This is a genomic window from Ohtaekwangia koreensis (genome assembly GCF_900167975.1).
Taxonomy (GTDB): domain Bacteria; phylum Bacteroidota; class Bacteroidia; order Cytophagales; family Cyclobacteriaceae; genus Ohtaekwangia; species Ohtaekwangia koreensis.
In genome coordinates this window covers 321339-344954 of the sequence record NZ_FUZU01000001.1, presented here as the reverse complement: position 1 = coordinate 344954, position 23616 = coordinate 321339, and the positions used below count along the sequence as shown (strand labels likewise).

General features: G+C 41.5%; 23 protein-coding genes. 8 read left to right on the top strand and 15 right to left on the bottom strand.

What is annotated here, in order from left to right; translation table 11 throughout:
* Positions 1-101 precede the first annotated feature (101 nt).
* The 4 genes from B5Y40_RS01445 to B5Y40_RS01430 form a co-directional block, all read right to left on the bottom strand.
* Positions 102-710, bottom strand: coding sequence for a superoxide dismutase (locus B5Y40_RS01445; protein WP_079684932.1), 609 nt, complete (start codon positions 708-710; stop codon positions 102-104).
* Between the two features lie 135 nt (positions 711-845).
* Positions 846-1199, bottom strand: a complete 354-nt coding sequence (locus B5Y40_RS01440) for a DUF3127 domain-containing protein (RefSeq protein ID WP_079684931.1) — start codon at positions 1197-1199, stop codon at positions 846-848.
* 8 nt (positions 1200-1207) lie between these two features.
* Positions 1208-1651, bottom strand: a complete 444-nt coding sequence (locus B5Y40_RS01435; protein ID WP_079684930.1) for a nucleoside deaminase — start codon at positions 1649-1651, stop codon at positions 1208-1210.
* Positions 1652-1714: 63 nt separating this feature from the next.
* Positions 1715-2281, bottom strand: coding sequence for a hypothetical protein (locus B5Y40_RS01430; protein ID WP_079684929.1), 567 nt, complete (start codon positions 2279-2281; stop codon positions 1715-1717).
* Positions 2282-2337: 56 nt separating this feature from the next.
* On the opposite strand from B5Y40_RS01430, the gene aspS reads away from it, so the two are divergent.
* The 4 genes from aspS to B5Y40_RS01410 all read left to right on the top strand — a co-directional run bounded on the left by aspS (position 2338) and on the right by B5Y40_RS01410 (position 9011).
* Positions 2338-4086: an aspartate--tRNA ligase gene (gene aspS / locus B5Y40_RS01425; protein WP_079684928.1), complete on the top strand. Its 1749-nt coding sequence runs from the start codon at positions 2338-2340 to the stop codon at positions 4084-4086.
* Positions 4087-4202: 116 nt separating this feature from the next.
* The gene (locus tag B5Y40_RS01420; protein WP_079684927.1) at positions 4203-4937 is read left to right on the top strand and encodes a class I SAM-dependent methyltransferase; all 735 of its coding nucleotides are present in this window, start codon (positions 4203-4205) and stop codon (positions 4935-4937) included.
* Positions 4938-5014: 77 nt separating this feature from the next.
* Positions 5015-6667 (top strand): N-acyl-D-amino-acid deacylase family protein, encoded by a 1653-nt coding sequence (locus tag B5Y40_RS01415; RefSeq protein WP_079684926.1) that lies wholly within the window; start codon positions 5015-5017, stop codon positions 6665-6667.
* Positions 6668-6857: 190 nt separating this feature from the next.
* Entirely contained in the window at positions 6858-9011 is a 2154-nt protein-coding gene (locus B5Y40_RS01410; RefSeq protein ID WP_245840454.1) for an OmpA family protein, read from the top strand.
* Between the two features lie 145 nt (positions 9012-9156).
* Here B5Y40_RS01410 and tsf read toward each other — a convergent pair whose 3' ends face one another.
* The 6 genes from tsf to B5Y40_RS01380 form a co-directional block, all read right to left on the bottom strand.
* Complete coding sequence (tsf, locus tag B5Y40_RS01405) at positions 9157-9990, bottom strand: translation elongation factor Ts (RefSeq protein ID WP_079684925.1); 834 nt, start codon at positions 9988-9990, stop codon at positions 9157-9159.
* Positions 9991-10137: 147 nt separating this feature from the next.
* Positions 10138-10908, bottom strand: coding sequence for a 30S ribosomal protein S2 (rpsB, locus tag B5Y40_RS01400; RefSeq protein ID WP_079684924.1), 771 nt, complete (start codon positions 10906-10908; stop codon positions 10138-10140).
* A 10-nt stretch (positions 10909-10918) separates the two neighbouring features.
* Complete coding sequence (gene rpsI, locus B5Y40_RS01395) at positions 10919-11305, bottom strand: 30S ribosomal protein S9 (RefSeq protein WP_079684923.1); 387 nt, start codon at positions 11303-11305, stop codon at positions 10919-10921.
* Positions 11306-11309: 4 nt separating this feature from the next.
* Positions 11310-11753 carry a 50S ribosomal protein L13 gene (gene rplM, locus B5Y40_RS01390; protein ID WP_079684922.1) on the bottom strand — a complete coding sequence of 148 codons (444 nt, stop codon included), beginning with the start codon at positions 11751-11753 and terminating at the stop codon, positions 11310-11312.
* A 259-nt stretch (positions 11754-12012) separates the two neighbouring features.
* Positions 12013-12465 carry a VOC family protein gene (locus tag B5Y40_RS01385; protein ID WP_079684921.1) on the bottom strand — a complete coding sequence of 151 codons (453 nt, stop codon included), beginning with the start codon at positions 12463-12465 and terminating at the stop codon, positions 12013-12015.
* 117 nt (positions 12466-12582) lie between these two features.
* Entirely contained in the window at positions 12583-13365 is a 783-nt protein-coding gene (locus B5Y40_RS01380; RefSeq protein ID WP_079684920.1) for an AraC family transcriptional regulator, read from the bottom strand.
* 78 nt (positions 13366-13443) lie between these two features.
* On the opposite strand from B5Y40_RS01380, the gene B5Y40_RS01375 reads away from it, so the two are divergent.
* On the top strand, positions 13444-14499 hold the full coding sequence (locus tag B5Y40_RS01375; protein WP_079684919.1) for a flavin reductase family protein: 1056 nt from the start codon (positions 13444-13446) through the stop codon (positions 14497-14499).
* A 58-nt stretch (positions 14500-14557) separates the two neighbouring features.
* Here B5Y40_RS01375 and B5Y40_RS01370 read toward each other — a convergent pair whose 3' ends face one another.
* The 4 genes from B5Y40_RS01370 to B5Y40_RS01355 form a co-directional block, all read right to left on the bottom strand.
* Positions 14558-15277: an RluA family pseudouridine synthase gene (locus B5Y40_RS01370; RefSeq protein WP_079684918.1), complete on the bottom strand. Its 720-nt coding sequence runs from the start codon at positions 15275-15277 to the stop codon at positions 14558-14560.
* A gap of 17 nt (positions 15278-15294) precedes the next feature.
* The gene (locus B5Y40_RS01365) at positions 15295-16347 is read right to left on the bottom strand and encodes a sensor histidine kinase (RefSeq protein ID WP_079684917.1); all 1053 of its coding nucleotides are present in this window, start codon (positions 16345-16347) and stop codon (positions 15295-15297) included.
* A 108-nt stretch (positions 16348-16455) separates the two neighbouring features.
* Positions 16456-17145 carry a response regulator gene (locus tag B5Y40_RS01360; protein WP_079684916.1) on the bottom strand — a complete coding sequence of 230 codons (690 nt, stop codon included), beginning with the start codon at positions 17143-17145 and terminating at the stop codon, positions 16456-16458.
* Between the two features lie 164 nt (positions 17146-17309).
* The gene (locus tag B5Y40_RS01355) at positions 17310-18359 is read right to left on the bottom strand and encodes an aminopeptidase (RefSeq protein WP_079684915.1); all 1050 of its coding nucleotides are present in this window, start codon (positions 18357-18359) and stop codon (positions 17310-17312) included.
* A gap of 336 nt (positions 18360-18695) precedes the next feature.
* On the opposite strand from B5Y40_RS01355, the gene recA reads away from it, so the two are divergent.
* Positions 18696-19733, top strand: coding sequence for a recombinase RecA (gene recA / locus B5Y40_RS01350; RefSeq protein ID WP_079684914.1), 1038 nt, complete (start codon positions 18696-18698; stop codon positions 19731-19733).
* A gap of 111 nt (positions 19734-19844) precedes the next feature.
* On the opposite strand, the gene B5Y40_RS01345 is transcribed toward recA, so the two are convergent.
* On the bottom strand, positions 19845-21107 hold the full coding sequence (locus B5Y40_RS01345; RefSeq protein ID WP_079684913.1) for an ABC transporter permease: 1263 nt from the start codon (positions 21105-21107) through the stop codon (positions 19845-19847).
* A gap of 201 nt (positions 21108-21308) precedes the next feature.
* Between B5Y40_RS01345 and queA the strand changes: the two genes are divergently transcribed.
* Both queA and B5Y40_RS01335 read left to right on the top strand, forming a co-directional pair.
* Entirely contained in the window at positions 21309-22355 is a 1047-nt protein-coding gene (gene queA, locus B5Y40_RS01340) for a tRNA preQ1(34) S-adenosylmethionine ribosyltransferase-isomerase QueA (RefSeq protein WP_079684912.1), read from the top strand.
* Positions 22356-22579: 224 nt separating this feature from the next.
* On the top strand, positions 22580-23503 hold the full coding sequence (locus B5Y40_RS01335; protein ID WP_079684911.1) for a hydroxypyruvate isomerase family protein: 924 nt from the start codon (positions 22580-22582) through the stop codon (positions 23501-23503).
* The last annotated feature ends 113 nt before the right edge of the window (positions 23504-23616 follow it).

The window sequence follows — 23616 nt, the reverse complement described above, 5'->3', positions numbered from 1 at the left end:
ATCAGATATATCTGATATCAATCGATTACTGTTAACACATTTAAATGACAAAGGCCTCCTGAAAGGAAGCCTTTGTGTGTTATAACGTTTTGTTGTAACGCTTATTTAGCAGCTTCAAAACGCTTTGATACTTCACTCCAGTTTACAACATTCCAGAATGCAGCGATGTAATCTGGTCTGCGGTTTTGGTAGTTCAAATAGTAAGCATGTTCCCAAACATCCAGTCCTAAGATTGGAGTTCCTTTTACCTCAGCAACATCCATAAGCGGATTATCCTGATTAGGCGTTGAAGTGATCTGAAGTTTTTTACTTCCATCAACAATTAACCAAGCCCAGCCTGAACCGAAGCGACCTGTACCAGCTGCTCCGAATTTAGTTTTGAACTCATCGAAGTTCCCAAATGTAGCATTGATAGCATCTGCCAACGCACCTGTTGGAGCACCACCAGCATTTGGACCAAGTATAGTCCAGAACAAGCTGTGATTATAATGACCACCGCCATTGTTACGTACTGCTACAGGATACTTGGAGATATTTTTATTGATCTCTTCAATGCTAAGCTTCTCAGCATCTGTACCTGCAATAGCATTGTTAAGATTCGTTACATACGTGTTATGATGTTTACCATGGTGTATCTCCATAGTCTTTGCATCGATATGTGGTTCAAGAGCATTGGCTGCATACGGCAGCGCGGGCAATGTAAAAGCCATAGTACTTAATATTTATAGGTTGAACATTTTGTAAGAAATCAAATATACAACCATAACCTCACCGAGAAAATTTCACAAGTATTATGATTATACTAATTATTTTATGTTACTGCTACGACTGATCGTATCTGCTTCCTAGAAAGGCAGATCATCTGACGGGCTATTGTCTCCATAAAAAGGTTCATCGCCAGGAGGCGGTGCACTGCTGCTACCTTTGCCACTGCCACCACTCTTCTCAAGCTTCCATGCTCTTGCTTCAGTATACCAGCGTCCGTTATACTCTCTGCTCTCCAGATCAACCGATACTGAAACTTCATCGCCAACTGACAAATTATACTGATCAACTTTATCTCCCCATGCTGAAAGACATACTTTTTTAGGGTATTGAGTTTGTGTTTCAATAATAAATTCCTGTTTCTTCCATGTGCCTTTTTTTCCCTGGCCGGTTTGCAACTGTAACAGTTGGATTACTTTTCCTTTTATTTCCATGTGACTAATTAATTTCTGATTCTCTTAAAAAAATCGGTTAACATTTGTTTGCTCTCTTCGGCTTTCACGCCTTTCACTACTTCCGTTTTTGGATGTAGTAATGGTGTACTTACCAGACTATATCCACGCTGTATATCTGAAGCACCAAATACTAATTTTTGCAACTGTGTCCAATGCAAAGCTCCGGCACACATTACACAAGGCTCAAGTGTAACATATAGTGTACACTCGCTTAAGTATTTTGATCCTAAATAATTTGCTGCAGCCGTAATGGCTAACATTTCAGCATGCGCGGTAGCATCAGTAAGTTTTTCAGTCTGGTTGTGCGCTCTGCCTATAATTTTATTATTGCTCACTACAACCGCTCCTACCGGCACTTCCCCTATATCAAAAGCCTTCGCAGCTTCTTTCATTGCTTCACGCATGAAGTATTCATCGGTATATAATTCCATAGCAAAACGCAAAGCTAAAAGCTTTACGCTTAAACTCAAGATGCAAATCGCAAAGCCGAAAAACTACTTTACTTTAATTGCTTTCATCATCGTTCGCGCTGTTTCCTGCCACTGATCTTTTACACGCCTCGGGCAGTTGAATGAGAAGACAAGCGTTCGGCCTGGTTCCAGTAAATATTGAATATAGGTATAGCGCATAATGGGATCCTGAAATCCTTCCTGCTGTCGGTTGCCGCTGATCTTTGATTCAAATTCGAAATAGATAAATTTCTTTTTGTTGATCTCCTGAACACCTTCCTGAATCATATCAACCCGATCGAATGTATTCATCAGACTTGCTTTGAAAAATTCTTTTGCAAGTTCATGGTTGGTATCCGGCCATCGTGTTGCAGAAATGTTTACGCTGAAATCAACAATTCTATCTTCATTGGTATAGGCTGCCAACGGTGCACGAACGGAAGGATAACGTTGTGTGAAATCCATAGCATCCATGGGGCGCCAGCCTTGTGGAATAGATACCGTTATCTGGTCATTCACCTTCGTTTTCACAAGCTTCGGTTTATCGGCTGCCAGGCAGGTCAAAGCCAATACAATCAACATATTCGGAATGGCACTTTTAATTTTTAGCATATCGCGCAGGGAGACAAAGTATTGTTAAATTCGCGGCTAAATTAATTAAAACTAACATGTTACGAACCCACACCTGCGGTGAATTGAGATTAGCAGATGTTAACAAGCAAGTAACCCTGGCTGGCTGGGTGCAGCGCCAGCGCGATAAGGGTAGTGTTCTTTGGATTGACCTTCGTGATCGGTACGGAATAACGCAGTTGATTTTTGAAGAAGGAAAAACGGATGCCGCATTGTTTAGCGTGGCCCGTGGTGCCGGCCGTGAATATGTACTTCAGGTGGAAGGAACTGTTGTTGAACGCCTTTCCAAAAATGATAAGATTGCTACGGGCGAAGTTGAAGTGAAAGTATCGAAGCTTACAATTCTGAATACAGCAAAACTTCCTCCTTTTACCATTGAAGATGAGACTGACGGTGGCGATGACCTTCGTATGAAATATCGTTACCTGGACCTGAGAAGAAATCCGGTGCGCGAAAAACTTCAACTCCGTCATAAGATGGCGCAACAAACGCGCGCATATTTAGATGGCCAGGAATTTATAGAAGTGGAAACACCTGTGCTGATCAAGTCTACACCGGAAGGTGCACGTGACTTCGTGGTACCATCACGCATTCATCACGGTGAGTTTTATGCTTTACCTCAGTCGCCGCAAACATTTAAACAACTACTGATGGTATCCGGCTTCGACCGGTATTATCAGATTGTGAAATGTTTCCGCGATGAAGATCTGCGTGCCGATCGTCAGCCTGAATTTACACAGATCGACTGTGAGATGGCATTTATTACACAAGAAGATATACTTAATACTTTCGAAGGATTGGTGCGTCATCTTTTCAAGAATGTAAAAGGTATAGAGCTTCCTTCTGTACCGCGTATGTTTTATGATGACGCCATGAAACTATATGGATCTGACAAACCGGATACTCGTTTCGATATGAAGTTTGTTGAGATCACAGAGCTTACGAAAGGGAAAAATTTCCCGGTGTTCGAAAGCGCTGAACTCGTGGTAGGTATAAATGCAAAAGGATGTTCTGAATATACCCGCAAACAAATTGACGAGCTTACTGAATATGTAAAACGTCCACAGGTTGGCGCCAAGGGTTTGGTATATCTACAGTATAGAACTGACGGTACATTAAAATCATCCGTTGATAAATTCTATACTCCTGAAGAATTAAAAGCATGGGCGGTGAAATTCAACGCTCAACCTGGTGATCTGATTTTATTATTGGCAGGCGAAAGCTATACCACCCGCAAGCAATTGAATGAACTTCGTTTGTTGATGGGAGAGAAACTTGGCTTACGCGATAAGAGTAAATTCTCTGCGCTGTGGGTAATCGATTTTCCGTTGCTGGAATGGAATGAAGAGACCAAGCGTTATCACGCGATGCATCATCCATTCACTTCTCCGAAAATTGAAGATCTTCATTTACTCGATACGGATCCTGGTAAAGTACGCGCCAATGCGTATGACATGGTGATCAACGGAACAGAAGTTGGTGGTGGTTCGATTCGTATTCACGACAGACCTACTCAACAACTCATGTTCAATCATCTTGGTTTTACAGAGGAGGAAGCGAAAAAACAATTTGGATTCCTGATGGATGCCTTTGAATTTGGTGCGCCTCCTCACGGTGGTATAGCATTTGGATTCGACCGCTTGTGTTCCATCTTCGGTGGTGTAGATTCTATCCGTGACTTTATCGCATTCCCTAAAAACAATGCAGGTAAGGATGTGATGATCGACTCACCTTCTCCTATATCAGACGAGCAGTTAAAAGAACTGGCGTTGACTGTTAAGAAATAATCTGAAAAATAATAAAATATATAGCTGTGAGCATCCTTAACGGGTGCTCACAGTTTTTTTTTACAAAGATCTCGTTCCTATATATACCCGACCTTCGCTCTTTCGTATAAGAAGGTATGAAAGACTACTTTTCCAACCATTCGAAAATCTACGCTTCTTTCCGGCCCACATATCCCGAAGCACTATATCATTTTATCTTTCAACATTTAAAAAATAAAGGCACTGCGTGGGATTGTGCTACTGGTAACGGCCAGGTTGCACAATATCTTTCCAAACATTTTGCACATGTTTATGCTACCGACATTAGTCAGCAACAACTGGACAACGCCTTCCATGAAAACAACATTCACTACTCGGTAAGTACCGCTGAAAAAACACCCTTTGATAATCAACAATTTGATCTTATCACCGTAGCCCAGGCGTTGCATTGGTTTAACCGTGATCAATTTTATACTGAAGTGAAACGCATTGGTAAACCCGGATCGCTCCTCGCAGCTTGGGGGTATGCATTGCTATATATTAATCCTGTGATCGATGAGATCATACTGGATTTTTATACCAACACTGTCGGTCCATATTGGGATGATGCACGAAGACTGGTGGAGCAAGAGTATAAAACTATAGCATTCCCTTTCGAGGAAATTATAGTGCCTCCGTTTTCGATTGATGTGCATTGGACTTTGGAGCACCTCACCGGCTACCTGGAGAGCTGGTCTGCTACACAAAAATTCATCAAACAAAATGCAATCAATCCGGTGGACGCTGTAGCGGAAAATCTACGGAAACACTGGCCAACAGGCGAAACTAAAATGGTATCATTCCCCATCTTTACGCGACTGGGTATCATTTAAAGTAACTCATGCTTCTTTCTTACATCACGTTTCATTTCTCCTGAAACCTCACTATCATCGTATTCTTTTTCTTCCGCATGCGCTACTTTATTTTTTCTGCAGCAGGACTTTTTATCGTTCTGGCTTGCATACAAAAGCCCAAACAACAGTATGATCTTATCATCCGGAATGGAACGGTATATGACGGTTCCGGATCTGCACCTTTTACAGGAGACATCGCGATACAGGGAGATACCATTGCTGCTATAGGAAAATTAAGTGATGCTTCCGGCAAAAAAGAAATTGATGCAACAGGTCTCGCAGTTGCTCCCGGTTTTATAAACATGTTAAGTTGGGCCGATCAGAATTTATTGAAGGATGGCCGCTCGATGAGTGACATCAAACAAGGTGTGACGCTGGAAGTATTTGGTGAAGGCTGGTCGCCAGGACCAATGAAACGAAAAAGTAAAGTTGCTGTAGATAGCCTTTGGACAACGCTGGGAGGATACTTCAACTGGCTGCAGAAAAAAGGTACGTCACCTAATGTAGCTTCTTTTGTAGGCCAAACTTCTGTGCGCAATTATGTGATGGGCTACGATAACCGTAAACCTACGGATGCTGAGCTTGTACAAATGAAACAGCTTGTACAACAGGCGATGGAAGAAGGCGCAATGGGACTGGGCACTTCGTTAATTTACGCACCAGCAACTTATGCATCTACCGAAGAGTTGATTGAATTATCCAAAGTTGCTTCACAATACGGAGGTATATATACTACACATATGCGCAGTGAGGGTGACTTTATTCTCGATGCTGTTAATGAAACAATTCGTATAGCAAAGGAAGCGAAGATCCATACGGAGATATACCACATGAAAATTAATATAGCCCGTAACTGGAACAAGATTGATACGCTGCTTACTAAAATTGACAGTGCACAAAAAGCCGGGCTAAAAGTTACAGCGAATATGTATCCCTATACGGCCAGCGCTACGGGGCTCACCTCACGTTTACCTAACTGGGTGCAAGAGGGTGGCGCGAAAGTAATGCGGCAAAAATTGAAGACTCCGGCCATTCGCAAAAAAGTACTTTATGAAATGGAGATGGGAATTCCCTATAAAAATTCAGGACCTGAATATGTAGTATTGATGGGCTTTCGTTTGGATTCGCTTAACAAACTATATAAAGGTAAACGCCTGAGTGAAGTTGCACGTCTTCATGGTAAAAATGCAGATGAAACGGTGATCGACCTGATCGTGCGTGATAAATCAAGAATTGAAGCGCTATACTATCAGCAGTCTGAAGACAATATAAAACGCATCATTCAACTTCCTTATGTAAGCTTTGGCTCCGATGGCGGATCAGAAACCATTGATGACAAAAACCTGGAAGAAGGTGCGCATCCAAGAAGTTACGGAACGTTTGCACGTGTGTTGGCAAAGTATGTTCGCGATGAGAAATTAATATCATTACAAGAGGCTGTTCGCAGGCTAACATCATTACCTGCTTCCAACTTGAAAATAAAAAAACGTGGTAGCCTGAAAACTGGTTACTACGGTGATATCGCTATTTTCAATCCTGCAAAAATTCAGGATTACGCGACCTTCGAAAAACCGAAACAATATGCCACCGGCATGGTGCATGTTTTTGTTAATGGCGTGCAGGTTTTACAAAATGGAGAGCATACCGGAGCGAAGCCCGGTAGAACTGTAAGAGGTCCGGGATATAAGGCGAAGAAAAAAACGTCATGAAATCGCTGATGCCTCGTATCAATAGACATATGACAATTCAACGATCACGCAAAGAATGGTATACTTCATATCATCGACCAGCGTGCATGTATATCGCCAAGTCCTTGATCGATAATGTTTTTACAGGCATTTTTTCAATTATATTTACTGTGATTTTTTCACCTTTTTATAATCAATTTCTATCCACCTGATGGATAAGCTAGTTTACCTGACGCTACTCATTTTTGGCCTGATGATCTCGATCCCCGGCCAATCACAAAATCTTATTGATAAGGGTAATCGTCTATTCGAAAAGAAAGATTATGAAAACGCTTTAAAGGCTTTACTGGATGCAAATGCAGCCGATGATGCCGATGTGAATTTCAAAATCGGGATGTGCTATCTCTACCTGGAGACGAAATCAAAATCGCTTCCTTACCTCGAAAAAGCATTTAACGCCAAGTCAAATATCAGCGAGGACATCCATTACTATCTTGGTATGGCCTACCAAAATAATCATCAGTACTCCAAAGCACGCGAACACTACGAAGAGTTTCGAAGCAAAAACAAGAAGCTATATGAGTTAGCTACCGAGAAAATATTCGAATGCGAGATTGGTGATTCCCTCACGCGCAAACCTATCAGAGCTGTTATTACCAATGTGGGAGCGGGAGTAAATTCTTCTTTCAATGAATACTCTCCATTGGTTTCCAGCGACGGACAGACGATGATATTTACTTCCAATCGTTCTACAGACGACTATAAAATTAAAAGTGGCACTAACTTCGAAGATATATATATAGTACGGAAAGCCGGCAGCAGTTGGGGCACTCCTGAAAAGATCAGTCCTAACATCAACATAAAATTTAATGACGCTGCAGCTTCGCTTTCTCCGGATGGCAAAACTTTGTTTCTCTATTACGAAGATGGGGCTGGAGATATATATACTTCACATCTTGAAGGTTCCGACTGGACTAAACCTGAGCCGCTCAGTAAGACTATCAACACACCGCTGTTCTGGGAAACTTCTGCCTGCATTTCTGCTGATGGACAGAAACTTTTTTTTGCCAGCAACCGTCCGGGAGGAAAAGGTGAACTCGATATATGGGTGAGCACACTGGATGCAAAAGGAAACTGGGCCAAGCCTACTAACCTGGGAAGTGCTATAAATACACCTGGCAACGAAGATTCACCGTTCATTCATCCCGATGGTGTTACCCTATATTTCTCATCCGATGGACTTCCGAGTATGGGTAGCAATGACATCTATAAAAGCGAATTTAAAGATGGCAAATGGCAGAAGCCTGTTAATCTAGGTTACCCAATCAACTCCATTGAGTATGATGGATTTTTCAGCATTTCAGAAGACAAGAAAACAGGTTATTACTCAACGCTTCGTGCAGAGGGTATGGGTAGCGCAGATATATATACCATTACATTTTTACCTCCTGCAAAAGAAGAGAAGGAGCCGGTGTTGCTTGCCAGCACAGAGCCTGCCGTTCAGCAACCAAAAGTTGAAGAGCCGAAAGTTATTGAGCAGCCGAAAACCAAAGAACCAAAAGTGGTTGAGAAACCGAAAGAGGAACCTCCGGTAGTGATCAAGGAAGAGCCTAAAGTGGTAGTTGTAACACCTCCTCCTGCGGTAACACAACCTGTTGCAGAAACCAAAACACCAGAGCCTGCGGCAACAGAGTTTGTCGATCCGATCATCGAAGTACATAAAGCTAACAAGGTTGTTACCCTGCTGAAGGGAAAAGTAATTGATGAAACTACAGCCCAACCGTTGGCCGCTACAATTTCATTGGTGGATAACATTACAAACAAGGTTATTACGAAGATCAACTCAAATCCTCAGACGGGTGATTTTGAACTTATCATTCCTCACGGTGGTAACTATGGTGTAGCGACAGAACGACAAGGATATCTTTTCAACTCCATCAACTTTAATCTGCCTCAATTTGCCGAGTACCAGGAAATTGATACGCACATCATTATGGTAAAGGCAGAGATCGGATCAAAAGTAGTATTGAAAAATATCTTCTTCGATATAGGTAAATCCGATCTGAAACCGGAATCTATAGCAGAGGTTGAAAACATCAAGGAGTTATTAATTATAAATCCGCAGTTAAGTGTTCAGATCAACGGACACACTGATAACACCGGGAATGCGGAAACCAACAAAGCGCTTTCTTTAAGACGCGCCAGTGCTGTTGTCTCTTACCTGATTGAGCATGGCATCAATGCTTCAAGATTAACAGCGAAAGGGTATGGCTCGGAACGTCCCATTGTAAGTAACGATGATGAGTCTGAAGGGCGCGCGATTAACCGAAGAACGGAGATTGAAATTATTGACGCGAAGGGATAATAGCAATCGCTTTGATTCTATTCGCAGAGATATAGTATATCAATCAAATCCCAAAATTAATTATACAAAAGCCGGATAAAAAAATAAGCCCGTTCCAGTTGATACTGAAACGGGCTTAAATGTATAGTATATATCAGGCTTCGAACTAAGCGATTGTTACACGCTTGAATTCTGCTACCGTCAATCCTTTTGTCACGCTGTCAAGATATTGAGCAACAGTCTTTGAGTTATCCTTCACAAAAGCCTGGTGTAACAAAGTTGTTTCTTTGAAGAATTTCTGAAGTTTACCTTGAGCGATTTTCTCAACCATGTTCTCAGGTTTACCTTCTGCTAGAATTTGAGCTTTAGCAATCTCAAGTTCTTTTTCGATGATAGCTTTGTCCACAGATGATTCATCAACGGCTACCGGATTCATAGCTGCTATTTGCATACCAACATCCTTACCCGCTTCAGTTACATCTTTACCATTAACACCTTTCAGTGATACAAGCACACCTAATTTAGATCCGGCATGGATGTATGATACAATTGCCTCACCAGTCATGTGAACATATTCACTCACTTCGATCTTCTCACCGATCTTACCTACCAGCTCGATAATTTTGTCATTCAATGTAAGACCACCAGCAGTCAGGCTTAACAATGCTTCTTTCGTAGCAGGCTTATTTGCAAATGCAGTATCAGCAATCAGTTTACCAAGCGTTTGAAATTCTTCGTTCTTACCTACGAAATCAGTCTCGCAGTTAAGTGCGATAAGAACAGCTTCTTTCTGGTCATCACTAACTTTAATAAATACAGCGCCTTCTTTCGCTTCTCTGTCAGAACGGGAAGCAGAAACTTTTTGACCTTTCTTTCTTAATATCTCAATAGCTTTATCAAAATCGCCTTCGGCTTCGGCGAGGGCTTTTTTACAATCCATCATACCTGCACCCGTCATTTGGCGGAGCTTGTTTACATCTTGTGCTGAAATAGCTGACATAGTATTTACGATTTTATATTTTACGATTATTCCGTTTGGACTCCCTAAAAAAACTAAACACCGGCTTTAGGCCGATGTTTAGTGCATTATCATTGCATTAATTATGACTACCTATACATTGCTGCACCGGCACATCAGCGCATTCTATTACTTGGTTTCTTCAACCGCAGTATCTACTTTTCTTTTCTCATCTTCCTCTTTCTTCTGAGCAGCGTCATCCTTATCCTTCTTACGCTCCATCAAACCTTCTTCAATCACTTTACCAATATATTTAGTAAGGATGTTGATTGATTTGAATGCATCATCGTTAGCAGGAACCGGGAAATCTACACCTGAAGGATCAGAGTTTGTATCTACCAATGCGAACACTGGGATATTCAATTTCTGAGCTTCTGTTACAGCGATGTGTTCACGCTTTACGTCAATCACAAACAATGCAGCAGGAAGTCTGTTCAGATCAGCTATACCACCTAACAATTTTTCGAGTTTAGCTTTCTCGCGAGTAACCATCAAACGTTCACGTTTCGCCAAGTTTGTGAAAGCTTCGTCCTTCATCAACTTTTCGATTTGTGCAAGTTTTTTCAGTGACTTACGGATAGTAGCGAAGTTTGTAAGCATACCACCTAACCAACGCTCTGTAACGAACGGCATGTTAAGACGCTTTGCTTCTTCTGATACGATGTCTTTGGCTTGCTTCTTAGTAGCAACGAACATGATCTTACGACCTGAGCGAACGATGTTCTTCAGAGCGAAAGCCGCTTCGTCTAAGCGCGCCAGAGTTTTATTCAGGTCAATAAGATGGATACCGTTATTTTCCATGAAGATGTATTCAGCCATCTTCGGGTTCCACTTGCGGGTAAGGTGACCAAAGTGTACACCTGCATCCAACAAATCCTGATATGTTAATTTTTCAGCCATTCTCTTGTTATTAACGCTTGCTAAACTGGAATTTTCTTCTCGCCTTTCTTCTACCTGGTTTCTTACGCTCAACCATTCTAGAGTCGCGCGTTAACAGGCCTTCTTTTCTCAAAGCAGGTTTGTTTTCTGTGTTAAACTGAACCAATGCCCGGGCGATACCAAGACGAACTGCTTCAGCCTGGCCTTTTACGCCACCACCTTCAACATTTACTGTTACATCATACTGACCCTCTACCTTAACGGTAGCAAGAGGTTGTTTTACTGTAGTTTGGTGAATTTCAGAAAGGAAGTATTCCTTCAGATCACGGTCATTCACTTTGATATCTCCTTTTCCAGGTTTTACATACACTCTGGCAATGGAGGTCTTTCTTCTACCGATTGTGTTGATGATCTGCATGATATCAGAACTTTATTTCTTTAGGTTGTTGAGCAGTATGAGGATGTTCATTACCAGCATAAACATGCAGGCTTCTGAAAAGTTCGCGTCCGAGTCTGTTCTTAGGGAGCATACCACGTACAGCGTGCTCGATCAGGCGCTCAGGATGTTTTGAACGGATCAAGGTAGGAGTGTGCTCGCGCTGACCGCCAGGATAACCAGAGTGAGTGTAGATCACACGATCCGTCCACTTCTTACCAGTCATTCTTACTTTTTCAGCGTTGATAACAATTACGTTATCGCCACAATCTACATTTGGCGTGTAGCTTGTTTTATGCTTACCACGGATAATGCGGGCAACTTCGCTAGCAACACGGCCAAGCACTTGTGCTTCTGCGTCCACCACTATCCAGCTTTTTTCAACTGTAGCCTTGTTGGCATTCAGTGTTTTATAGCTATTATGATCCATTGTATTATTAGAAATTCAATTAAAAACACTTACCCCTTTTAAAAAGGGACACAAAGGTAAACTGCCTGTCTGGTAAATGCAAGCATGATTTCGAAATTGCTCTAAAATCAATTAAAACAATTTCGCATCTATGATAAAACACTGATCGTTAGTCGTTTGGCCAATAACCAAGAGTTCTTTCGGCTCGCAAAGTTCTCTTTTTTTCCGACTCTCAAACTGAATGCCTCGATTTTTTTACCAAAAAATTCCAAATTATCGTTCAACTCTGCGAAGAGAAACCGTTGGCGGCAAGTCTTTCCATCTCTTCTTTCGAAACATTTTTCACCACTTGCGCAATCCACCACTGATGCCCGGAAGGATCCTTAAAGCCGCCCTCACGATAGCCGTAAAACCGATTGTCAGGTTTCATGATCGAGACCGCTCCGTTCTGAAGAGCTTTCTCAAATACGGCATCGACATCCCATACAAAAACATAGGTCATGCTTTCGGTCGGATATCCCGGCTGTGCTTTTCCTAACATGATGGTGCAATCACCGATTTGAATTTCCGCATGACGGATCGATCCATCGGCAGCTGTAAGTTTTTCCGTGACCTCTCCTTCCATCACTTCCGCTAGAAATAGTAGTGACTTTTCAATGTCGGCAACCATGAGGTAAGGACATACCCTGGAATATCCCGCAGGAGCGGGAGTCTGTTTTTTCTGATCGTTCATAATTCTATTTGTTAAAATATGATGATGAAGCTAGAAGGGAATGCTGGTATATAATTGGACAAACGCGACATGATGCCGTTATCATTATCCAGATCAGAAATTATATAGATATATACTTTAAGTATGAAGCTGAATAAAATTATCAGCACGACATGAAGCAGGAAGGTTGAAATATTCACGGGGTGAGAATCCTGCAAATTCTTTGAACTCCCGAATGAAGTGAGATTGATCAAAATAACCAGCGGCATAGGCAATGTCAGTTAAAGATTTCACAGTCTGTGATTGCGCTGTACGCAACGTTTTCTGAAATCGTATAAGCCTTAAAAATACTTTAGGCGAAAAGCCTACGGAAGTCTGAAATTTTCTTTCCAACTGACGGTTGGAAATGCCGGCTTGTCTTGCGAGGGTCTCTATCTTAACATCACTATTGCTATGAATTATATACTGAATGCCTCGAAGAAACTTATCATCCGGTATATTTTGCTTTTGAGTTTTTTGAAGGAGATAGTCTGACAAAATACTAACACGAAGATCATCGGTAAGTGCACAGAGTATCCTTTCTTCCAACACACTAAACTCCTTTCGATTGAAGTCATCTAAAGGCAGATGCTGGTGTGTAAGTTCATTCGATGGAGTTTTAAACAACAGCGGCAACGCATAAGGATATAAGTATACTCCCATCATTTTAAATTTGCCCGACATTGAAAATGTTTTGTACTCCGTAGTCTGGCCATTGATAGCACCATACTGACTGTTAAAGAAAAATACAAGTCCGGGAAAACTCTCTGCGAGTAATTTGTACTGAACTGGATGTTCGATCTCTCCGTTATATTCGAGCACCCAGAAAAATCTTACCAGGTGTTGTAGTATAGCGGGCGGTTGAATCTCCTTATAGTACATGATGCTTGGGGATTATGTTAAATTTAAGCATTTGACATAAAGATTTAGAATTATAGTTACAAGATTAAATTTATACGATTGAACAATACATCATCAGCTTATAAAAGAATTGTTGTCCAGGACGTTATATCAGAGACAAAAGACGTAAAGACTTTTCAGCTTCTTTATGAAGACGGAACGCCGTTGAAATATGAGGCCGGACAATTCATTACGTTTATTTTCCCAAAGCATGATCAACAGGAAGAAGATAGAAGGAGCTACTCGTTTTCTACAACGCCTGGGTTAGACGACATTCCTGCGATTACATTGAAGCGTGTTGAAAACGGAGAGTATTCCAGAAAACTTATTGATCGCACGAAACCGGGTGATGTTTTGCTTACCATTGGTGCGTCCGGCTACTTTACATTGCCTGAAAATATTAAGGGATATAAACGCTTTATTTTTCTGGCAGCGGGAAGCGGCATCACGCCCGTTTATTCTTTGGTAAAAGATATACTTTATCATCACCCGACCTTAGAAGTGGTTCTTATTTACAGTAATCGTGAGCCCATCGAAACTATATTTCACAAAGAGCTTACTAACTTGCAAGAGCGGTATAGCAATCGCTTCAAGATTGAATTCTTATTCAGTACTTCTCCCAACCTGTTACGTGCCAGACTTAGCAAGTGGTTACTTGAAGTACTCTTAAAAAAGTATGCTGCTGAAGATTGCCATCAAACTCTTTTTTACCTCTGCGGACCCTATGACTATATGCGGATGGCTACCATCGTTTTACAAACAGAGGGTGTTTCTTCTGACAACATTCGAAAAGAGCATTATGCAATACACAAACCAGTGCGAAAAAATGAGCCACCTGATAAAGCGATCCACCGGGTTGAAATCCGAATGAATGGGAACATATATACTTTTGAAACGCAATTTCCGGAAACCATTCTTCAACATGCTAAAAAGATGAATATACCATTAGCCTATAGCTGTGAATCCGGACAATGTGGAACGTGTGCTGCCACTTGTACGCAAGGCAAAGTATGGATGTGGAACAATGAAGTGCTTGTAGATGCAGAGGTAGAAAAAGGAAGAGTGCTGACATGCACTGGCTATCCTATTGAAGGAGATATAGTCTTGGAATTGTAAAATATAAATTGCCTCGGGATTAATCCCAAGGCAATTTATATTTATGCTTCATGTTTCATCAGCTGTTATTTTCCAACTGCTTGATCAATGCCTGTATATCTTTGGGATATGGTGCCTCCACGGTTTTCTTATCGCCTTTCAAATCTGCAAAAGTAAGTGCATAAGCATGGAGTGCCATGCGCCTCATGATAGGTTGTTCTTCTGTCTCCTTCTTCAAATTGAAACCGCGTTTTACACTCGATAAAAAGAATGGTTTCCCTCCGTATAGTTCATCTCCTGTAATAGAAGCTTTCAATGTTGACAGATGGATTCGGATCTGGTGCATTCTTCCGGTAACGGGTCTGCATTCCACCAGGGTATGAAGTTTATAAGACTTCAGCGAAGTGAAATAAGTTTGCGCAGATTTACCTTCGCGCTTGCTGATCTTTACAACACCATCATCCTGTTTCAGGATCGGAAGATCAACGAGATCGTCTTTAAAGTTATGGATTCCATCTACCACAGCATGGTAGACTTTCGTTACTTCTCTCTTTTCAAACTGCAGGCTCATGTGACGATAGGCTTCCGGGTTTTTCGCAATTGCGAGTACCCCGGAAGTATCTTTATCGAGACGATGGCATACCTGTGCTGTAGAAATATAGTCGCGCGCCAGGCCTAACAAATTAACTTTCTCATGGCGGTCCTCCAGCGTAGAAACATACGGAGGTTTATTGATGAGGATAAAATCGTCATCCTCGAAGAGAATAAGGTCTTCTAAATTGATACTGGAATTCTTCAATGAAAAATGCTTTTAGTTTAATCTACCTGATCTGCGTCAGGCTTAACACGCGGCAATTTAAAACTAAAAGTAGAACCTTTACCCGGTTCACTGTGTACTTCTGCTTTTGTATTATGACCATCGAGGATATGCTTGACGATGGCAAGCCCTAAACCTGTACCGCCTTTCTCTCGGCTTCGGCTCTTATCAACACGATAAAACCGCTCGAAGATGCGGGCTTGATGTTCGGCAGGTATACCTTCACCAAAGTCGCGCACATGGGTAACAACGTTCTTCTTGCTGATGTCAAAGCTTACTACCACTTCGGAACCATCGTGCGAATGCTTGATGGCGTTGCTGATAAAATTAGTCATCACCTGGCTGATCCGTTGCCAGTCGGCATATACCAAAGCTTTATGGTGTGAGCCCTCTACACGTAACTTGATATTTCTTTTTTCGCCTTTCTCTTCAAACTGCTCAAACACTTCTTCTGTTAACTTATGCATATCGATCGTTTCAAAATGCATTTTGATCTGACCGGTTTCAATATGTGAGAGTGTAAGGAGGTCCTGAACCAGTATATCGAGTCCATCTAAACTCTTCGCAGCTTTTTTTAGAAATTTAGTCCGCACCGTCTTATCATTCACGGCACCATCGAGCAGCGTATGAACAAATCCCTGTGCAGCGAAAATAGGAGTCTTCAATTCGTGCGATACATCGGCTATAAATTCTCTGCGGAATGCTTCGAGTTTTTTGAGCTCATCAATCTCTTTTTGCTTCAGTTCAGCAAATGAATAAATATCTTCGTTGATTGTTTTAAGTGGATTGAGAGGAGCTGTTTTCTGCTTATCAATTTTCGCAAGCTCCTTCTTTTTAAGCTTCCCCATCAACTTATATATCTTATTGATTTCTCTGAAGATGAGAAACTCCAGAACAGTAAAGATTAATAAATATGAAACAGAAAAACTGATCGCGAATGCTACTAACAGTGCACTTACTGCGATGCTTTTAAACAGCGAAAGAAATAAAGACGTAATGAGTGCTATGCAGAATGCTAACAGCAGGGCAAGACCGCGAGAACTGTAAACCATGCCCGAAGATAATTGTTTAGCCGTTATCCGTGAACTGTTGATACATTAACCGTGAATCGTTGCAGTTATAAGAATATAACATAACGATTCACGAGTAGCGTATAAACTTTAATTAAGACTGAATTTATAGCCTACACCTTTTACAGTGGTGATAAAATCGTCACCGATTTTTTCGCGCACTTTACGGATGTGAACATCTACGGTTCTGGCAAGTACATATACATCCGAGCCCCAGATATTTTGAAGTAGATCTTCTCTGCTAAAAACCTTATTGGGATTTTGCGCGAGGAAGTAAAGCAATTCAAATTCTTTCTTAGGAAGATTGATTTCTTTTTCGCTCACCTTAATGGTATAGCTCGTTCTGTCAATGGTAAGTTCGCCAATGGTAATGAGGCTCGAAGGAGATGACTTCTTGGAATCTCTTCTGAACAGAGCGCTGATACGACTCATCAATGCCCGTGGCTTGATAGGCTTCGTTATATAATCATCTGCTCCTACATCAAACGCTGCTACCTCAGAGTATTCTTCAGAACGCGCGGTGAGGAAAACAACAAATGTTTTTTGCAACTCTGGAATGTCGCGTAGCAGTCTGCAGGTTTCCACGCCATCCATCTTTGGCATCATGATGTCGAGAAGTACCAGGTCTGGCACAAATTTCTTGGCAATATCTACAGCCTTAGAGCCATCAGACGCTGTTTTTACATCGTATCCGCCCTTTTCAAGGTTGTACTTCAGAAGTTCCAAAATCGGTTCTTCATCGTCTACGACAAGCACTTTGTGCATTTGCTTGTTTCCCATAGTTCAACTATTTGTTCCAAAAATATACATAAAAAAGCCCATTAAAAACCAGGAAGTGTTTCTTAACAATTCCTTAAGCACACATAACAATTCGGTAATGAAAGAAAGTTTTATGACGACCTTCGGGGAAGAAGAAGAAATTGATTTTCAATCGAAATCTCGTCTCAAAGGAAAGGATACTTCTCACTCAAGTATTTTATATACCCGCGCAGATCACCATGAAAAGTGTTGGTCCACTCCTCTCCAAAAATATTTTGCTTGGACTGATACTGACGGAAATTCATGAAGTAAGCATTGTTGGGCAATTTATCTTTGAAGCGTTGTGATGGGTGCTTTGTCAACGCAAGCGAAAGTGTATCCATGTTGGTAACGATCTTCCGGATGACACCTTCTTTCAGTTGTTTTTTCTTTTCGAGGGAATCTCCTTCATGCATAGAATTATATAGACTATCCAGCAGACCTGCACCTCGAAGCATGTGATTTACATACTTGAGATAATCCTTATCTTCATCGATATACGTTATATACTCGCGAGAATTTCTACCATACTTATAGATCAAAAATTTCTCTGCACCCCGATCACCAATAAATGTGGCCAGGTTTTCATTGAAGTCAACACTATCCTTTACAAAAATAGTGGCGTGCGACATTTCATGAATGATGAGATTCGCTAAATCTCCTTCGCTGCGGCTGAGCATTTTACTGAGGATGGGATCTGTAAACCAGCCGAGTGTCGACCAGCCTCCAGGGTTTCGTACGATCACATCAAATCCCTGTTGCTCCAGTTCTTTTTTCAACTCGAAGGCTAGGCGCTGATTGAAAAATCCTTTGTACGGTACAGAGCCGATCACCGGAAATTCCCATTCTTTCGGTTGGAGTCTGAAAGGTTCTGCTGCAAGAACAACCCACATAACCTCCTTGCCTTTCTGGTCATATAGCGTCTTATAGTTCTCGGTGTCTTTCAAGCCGAGTGAATCGATCGCATACTGGCGTACTTCATCGATCAACGTTAACCTTGCTTTGAGTGAATCAGGAAACGATGGATCAGCCATGAATTCCTCTACAGGGCGTGCACTCCACACGATGTTTAGCTGCCCGTAACCCTGACGAATGCCATAAGTAACGAGTTCCCAATAAATGATAACGAGTATAACAACGATCGCTGTGATTGCCAGCAATATGCGTTTAATGATTTTACCTGAACGCCTCAGCATACACCTAAAAAATAATTCTCTCCATCTATAGTCCGCAAGATAAAAGTATCAGGCAACTTTGTACACATTGAAAATGCCATTGCTGGTTAAACCGAAATTGATCGCAGGTTTCGGGAAAATGATACTTATAGAATAAAAAACCTGGAGCAATCAACTTTAAGCGTTTTGATTTTCTATTTTAATTAGTATTTTTATCCCGAATTAAAACTAATAATAATAGTATTCAGTTTTTTCAAGGTTAACAAAATAGATTCCTGAAGTGTGCTCTGAATGATCTTTGTACTTTCAACCAAGCTTTGTTAGCCTGATCTACAACGTGAGAATAAAATAATAAATATGAGTGATGCAAAAGAAAAACTGAAGGCACTTCAGTTAACGATCGACAAACTTGAAAAAACATACGGTAAAGGAACCGTAATGAAACTAAGCGATGAGAAAGTAGTGGATGTACCTGCTATTTCTACCGGTTCGCTTGGCCTTGACATCGCCCTTGGTATTGGCGGTATTCCCCGTGGAAGAATCACAGAGATCTACGGACCTGAATCGTCTGGTAAAACTACGCTTACGATGCATTGCATTGCCGAAGCACAAAAGCGTGGCGGTCTTGCAGCCTTCATCGATGCAGAACACGCTTTCGATAAAGCATACGCAGAGAAGCTCGGCATCGATACTGAAAATCTTTTGATCTCTCAACCAGACAATGGTGAACAGGCTTTGGAAATTGCCGATCACCTGATCCGCTCGGGAGCAATTGACATTATTGTAATTGACTCGGTTGCTGCCCTTGTGCCGAAAGGCGAATTGGAAGGCGAGATGGGTGAAAGTAAAATGGGCTTGCAGGCACGTCTGATGTCACAGGCTCTTCGTAAGCTTACAGGTACTATCAGCAAAACAGGTTGCTCTTGTGTCTTCATTAACCAGTTACGCGAAAAGATCGGCGTGATGTTCGGTAACCCTGAGACAACAACGGGTGGTAACGCTTTGAAATTCTACGCATCTGTACGATTAGACATTCGTAGAATTGGACAGATTAAAGAAGCTGCTGATGATATTACCGGTAACCGCGTAAAAGTAAAAGTGGTTAAGAATAAAGTAGCACCTCCTTTTAAAGTAGTTGAATTTGATATCATGTATGGTCGTGGTATATCTAAGTCCGGTGAAATCATTGACCTTGGTGTTGAACTTAACGTAGTTCAAAAAGCAGGTTCATGGTTCTCTTACAATGGGAACAAACTCGGTCAGGGACGTGATGCAGTTAAACAACTAATCGAAGACAATCCTGAGTTAATGGATGAACTTGAAAAGAAAATCAAAGATCATCTGGCAGGTGTAACCGGAGATAAAAAGGTAGTACTGGAGGAAAAAGAAAAATAAGATAAAACAAAAGTCGATAGTCCGATTTTCGGAGATTGTATAAATGAAAATGGCCCGCGATTGAATCGCGGGCTATTTGTTTATATATACTTTGATGGTATCTGGTATATATTATGTTGCCCGAATGGCAATTACCGGATCAAGTCTTGCTGCCATTGCCGCTGGTACAATTCCGGAGATCAATCCTATAGCAGAAGATACTGCCAAGCCCAGCACAATATTTTTAACCGTGAGTGTAACTACGAGTGTCCCCAACGGAATAAAGGTGATCAGATATACCAGGAATAATCCCATGAGTCCTCCTATGAGACTTAGGAAAATGGCTTCGAACAAAAACTGGAAGAGTATAAAATAATTCTTCGCACCGAGTGATTTCTGTAGTCCTATCACGCTCGTTCGTTCCTTTACGGAAACAAACATAATGTTTGCTATACCGAACCCTCCTACAAGTATAGAGAACCCTCCGATGATCCATCCGGCAATACCTACTACATCAAACAAATTACCAATGATATTCGCCAGTGCTTCGGGACGATTGATCGCAAAATTATCTTTATCAGACGGGCGAAGTCCTCGCCTTGCACGCATAACACCACGCACCTCATTTTCCAATTCAACCAATCCTAAATCAGATTCCAGCCCGCGTATACCTATACTGGATTCCATTTCATCCCATCGGCCCGAGCCGGTTTGATATAATTTTCGGAACGCTGTGTACGGTACAATGGTAACATAATCATTACTTGGAGTCCCCATAAAGCTTTGACCTTCCTTCTTTACAGTACCGATCACGGTGAACTTCCTGTTCTTTATCTTCACGACTTTACCAATCGGATCATCATTCGGAAAAAGTGTCTTGGATACTTCGTATCCAATGATCACGACATCCCGTCCTCCGACAATTTCATCCGTTGTGAGGTAGCGACCGTTATCGATGTTTACGGTAAAAATATTTTCATATCCCTCACTGGCACCCACAAGACGCACGTCGCTGATACTGTTGTTATCACGTTTCACAGTCATCCTACCCTTATCGGCATAGATGGCGATGTTCGTGCTATATTTCAGATTTTCCTGCAGGAACTTGTATTCGTTATAAGAAGAGTTAGGTCGTCTCCAGAAATCCCACCAGCGATATTCACCTTCGGCATCTGCTAGCCAAGGCCACTTATCAACGTAGATCACGTTGGTACCAATAAAATTAAGACTGTCTTTGATGTTTTTCTCAAGAGAGTCCACCAGCGTGAGCACGGCAATGATGGCAAAAATACCCACCGTTACCCCGAGCAACGAGAGCACTGTGCGCAGGATATTGGATTTTAATGCCCTCCAGGCAAACCGGAAACTTTCGAAAATCTGGCGTAAAGTATACATTTTGTCAGTAACGCAATGTTAGATTAAATGAGTTTGTCGGCTTATTCCCTAACAAATTACTCTTTAAAGACTGAAAATCTTGCTTTTTTGTTACAAGCTTGAAAAAAAGAGCACCTTTTGTCGTAAAAGCCAATTGTTACCTTATTTTTGCAACCCAAAATAAAATTTACCCTTTATTGGGCATACTTTGCATTAACGAATATGAAGTTATCCGAATTTAAATTCGAACTCCCTAACAACTCTATTGCCCTTGACCCAGCTGAGAACCGTGATGAAGCACGGCTTATGGTGGTACATAAAGACACCGGCAAAATAGAGCATAAGATATTTAAAGATGTCGTTGAATACTTCAATGATGGCGATGTAATGGTCGGCAATGACACCATGGTGTTTCCTGCTCGTCTTTATGGACGAAAAGAAAAGACTGGTGCCAAGATCGAAGTATTCCTGCTGCGTGAGCTGAATGCTGATATGCACTTATGGGATGTGTTGGTTGACCCTGCGCGGAAAATCCGTGTTGGCAACAAACTATATTTCGGTAATGGCGATCTCGTTGCTGAAGTTATAGACAACACCACATCACGTGGCCGTACAATCCGTTTTCTTTTTGATGGTGACTCCGCTGCTTTTGATAAAGTGGTTGAGACATTGGGAGAAACTCCGCTTCCAAAGTATATCAAGCGTAAAGTTAAGCCAGAAGATAAAGATCGCTTCCAGACAATCTTTGCTAAAAACAAAGGTGCTGTGTCCGCTCCTACTGCAGGTCTTCACTTTACACGCCAGTTATTGAAACGCCTTCAGTTGAAAGGTGTAGATATGACTTTCGTTACTCTTCACATTGGTCTAGGGACATTTCGCCCGGTAGATGTTGAAGATCTTACCAAGCATAAAATGGATTCCGAAAATTTCATTGTTGGAACTGAAGCTGTTGATATTGTTAACAAGGCATTGGACAACAAGAACAGAGTATGTGCTATAGGTACAACTACGATGCGTGCTCTGGAATCTGCTGTATCCGCTACGAACCGCTTGAAAGCACGCGAAGGATGGACTGACAAGTTTATCTTCCCTCCGTATGATTTCAAGATCTGCAACGCGATGATCACAAACTTTCACATGCCAGAGTCCACATTATTAATGATGGCTTCTGCTTTCGGTGGATATGAGTTGATCATGGAAGCTTACAGAGTTGCGAAAAAAGAAAAGTATAAATTCCTTACGTACGGTGATGCGATGCTCATCATCTAGTACTTAAAATACTGATAACATAAAGCCAGCCATTTCCAGGGCTGGCTTTTTTCATTTATAGCCGACTTGAGTGATTGGCCAGAGAAAATTCAATTTCAATCATACTGTTTATAAATCTTCAATCCTATATATCACTCTACATCCGGCTACAACACTTCGTCCCAAAACACGCGCACGTCAATACTATTTATACTATATTGAGAGACAACTCAAACCAACACACCATGAAACGAAGAAACTTTTTGAAGAACGGTTTTACTGTGGCCGCTTCTACAGCAACACTCGGAAGTGCGTTTGCCTCAACCGTTGTGAACTCACCCGCAGCAGGCACAGCAGAAAAAACGTTCAAGTGTAATTATGGCCCGCACGATGGAATGTTTGCAAACCATGCTGGAAAAGATTTTATAGATCAGATTAAGTTCATGTACGACCAGGGCTTCAGAAGTATTGAAGATAATGGACTATTAAAACGCACAAAAGAAGAGCAGGATAAAATTGGCGCGACTCTCGCAAAGCTCGGCATGACCATGGGTGTATTTGTTGTGGATGGTGGAGATAACTGGAAAGTATCATTAACCACTGGCAAACAGGAATTCAAAGACAACTTCGTCAAGACTTGCAAAGCGTGTGTTGAACTAGCCAAGCGTGTGAATGCAAAATGGATGACCGTAGTGCCGGGATTTTTTGAACGCAATATTCCTATAGGTATACAAACTGCCAATGTAGTAGATGCCCTGCGAAGAGGATCAGAAATTTTTGAACCCAATGGATTGATCATGGTGCTCGAACCCTTAAGTGATGTACCTGATCTGTTCATGCGCACATCCGACCAAACGTATGAATTATGCAAAGCAGTAAACAGCCCTTCGTGCAAAATCCTGTACGACATCTATCACATGCAGCGCAATGAAGGAAACATTATATCAAATATAGATCGCTGCTGGGAGGAGATCGCATATTTTCAGATTGGCGATAACCCAGGAAGAAAAGAACCAACAACGGGTGAGATCAACTATAAAAACATTTTCAAGCATGTATACGATAAAGGTTATCGTGGTGTATGGGGAATGGAGCATGGTATATCCAAGCCTGGTAAAGAAGGTGAAATAGCATTGATCAAAGCGTACCGCGAAGTAGATACTTTCTAATTCTGAAAGATGATATCAGTGTTATCAAAACAATTTTGATAACACTGATACTTAAAGCGCACAATTTCTTTTCATTCTCTGAAACCCTGCCGCTTCGTTTTAGTTAAATTTAA

Bases quoted from the DNA above. Each gene is read 5' to 3' on its own strand.
- B5Y40_RS01355 (WP_079684915.1), bottom strand. From the start codon at position 18,359: ATGCTGAGGCGTTCAGGTAAAATCATTAAACGCATATTGCTGGCAATC.
- B5Y40_RS01365 (WP_079684917.1), bottom strand. From the start codon at position 16,347: ATGGTTTACAGTTCTCGCGGTCTTGCCCTGCTGTTAGCATTCTGCATA.
- B5Y40_RS01335 (WP_079684911.1), top strand. From the start codon at position 22,580: ATGAAACGAAGAAACTTTTTGAAGAACGGTTTTACTGTGGCCGCTTCT.
- B5Y40_RS01415 (WP_079684926.1), top strand. From the start codon at position 5,015: ATGCGCTACTTTATTTTTTCTGCAGCAGGACTTTTTATCGTTCTGGCT.
- B5Y40_RS01360 (WP_079684916.1), bottom strand. From the start codon at position 17,145: ATGGGAAACAAGCAAATGCACAAAGTGCTTGTCGTAGACGATGAAGAA.
- rpsB (WP_079684924.1), bottom strand. From the start codon at position 10,908: ATGGCTGAAAAATTAACATATCAGGATTTGTTGGATGCAGGTGTACAC.
- B5Y40_RS01385 (WP_079684921.1), bottom strand. From the start codon at position 12,465: ATGAACGATCAGAAAAAACAGACTCCCGCTCCTGCGGGATATTCCAGG.
- B5Y40_RS01380 (WP_079684920.1), bottom strand. From the start codon at position 13,365: ATGTACTATAAGGAGATTCAACCGCCCGCTATACTACAACACCTGGTA.
- tsf (WP_079684925.1), bottom strand. From the start codon at position 9,990: ATGTCAGCTATTTCAGCACAAGATGTAAACAAGCTCCGCCAAATGACG.
- B5Y40_RS01445 (WP_079684932.1), bottom strand. From the start codon at position 710: ATGGCTTTTACATTGCCCGCGCTGCCGTATGCAGCCAATGCTCTTGAA.
- rplM (WP_079684922.1), bottom strand. From the start codon at position 11,753: ATGGATCATAATAGCTATAAAACACTGAATGCCAACAAGGCTACAGTT.
- rpsI (WP_079684923.1), bottom strand. From the start codon at position 11,305: ATGCAGATCATCAACACAATCGGTAGAAGAAAGACCTCCATTGCCAGA.
- queA (WP_079684912.1), top strand. From the start codon at position 21,309: ATGAAGTTATCCGAATTTAAATTCGAACTCCCTAACAACTCTATTGCC.
- aspS (WP_079684928.1), top strand. From the start codon at position 2,338: ATGTTACGAACCCACACCTGCGGTGAATTGAGATTAGCAGATGTTAAC.
- recA (WP_079684914.1), top strand. From the start codon at position 18,696: ATGAGTGATGCAAAAGAAAAACTGAAGGCACTTCAGTTAACGATCGAC.
- B5Y40_RS01435 (WP_079684930.1), bottom strand. From the start codon at position 1,651: ATGGAATTATATACCGATGAATACTTCATGCGTGAAGCAATGAAAGAA.
- B5Y40_RS01430 (WP_079684929.1), bottom strand. From the start codon at position 2,281: ATGCTAAAAATTAAAAGTGCCATTCCGAATATGTTGATTGTATTGGCT.
- B5Y40_RS01410 (WP_245840454.1), top strand. From the start codon at position 6,858: ATGGATAAGCTAGTTTACCTGACGCTACTCATTTTTGGCCTGATGATC.
- B5Y40_RS01420 (WP_079684927.1), top strand. From the start codon at position 4,203: ATGAAAGACTACTTTTCCAACCATTCGAAAATCTACGCTTCTTTCCGG.
- B5Y40_RS01345 (WP_079684913.1), bottom strand. From the start codon at position 21,107: ATGTATACTTTACGCCAGATTTTCGAAAGTTTCCGGTTTGCCTGGAGG.
- B5Y40_RS01440 (WP_079684931.1), bottom strand. From the start codon at position 1,199: ATGGAAATAAAAGGAAAAGTAATCCAACTGTTACAGTTGCAAACCGGC.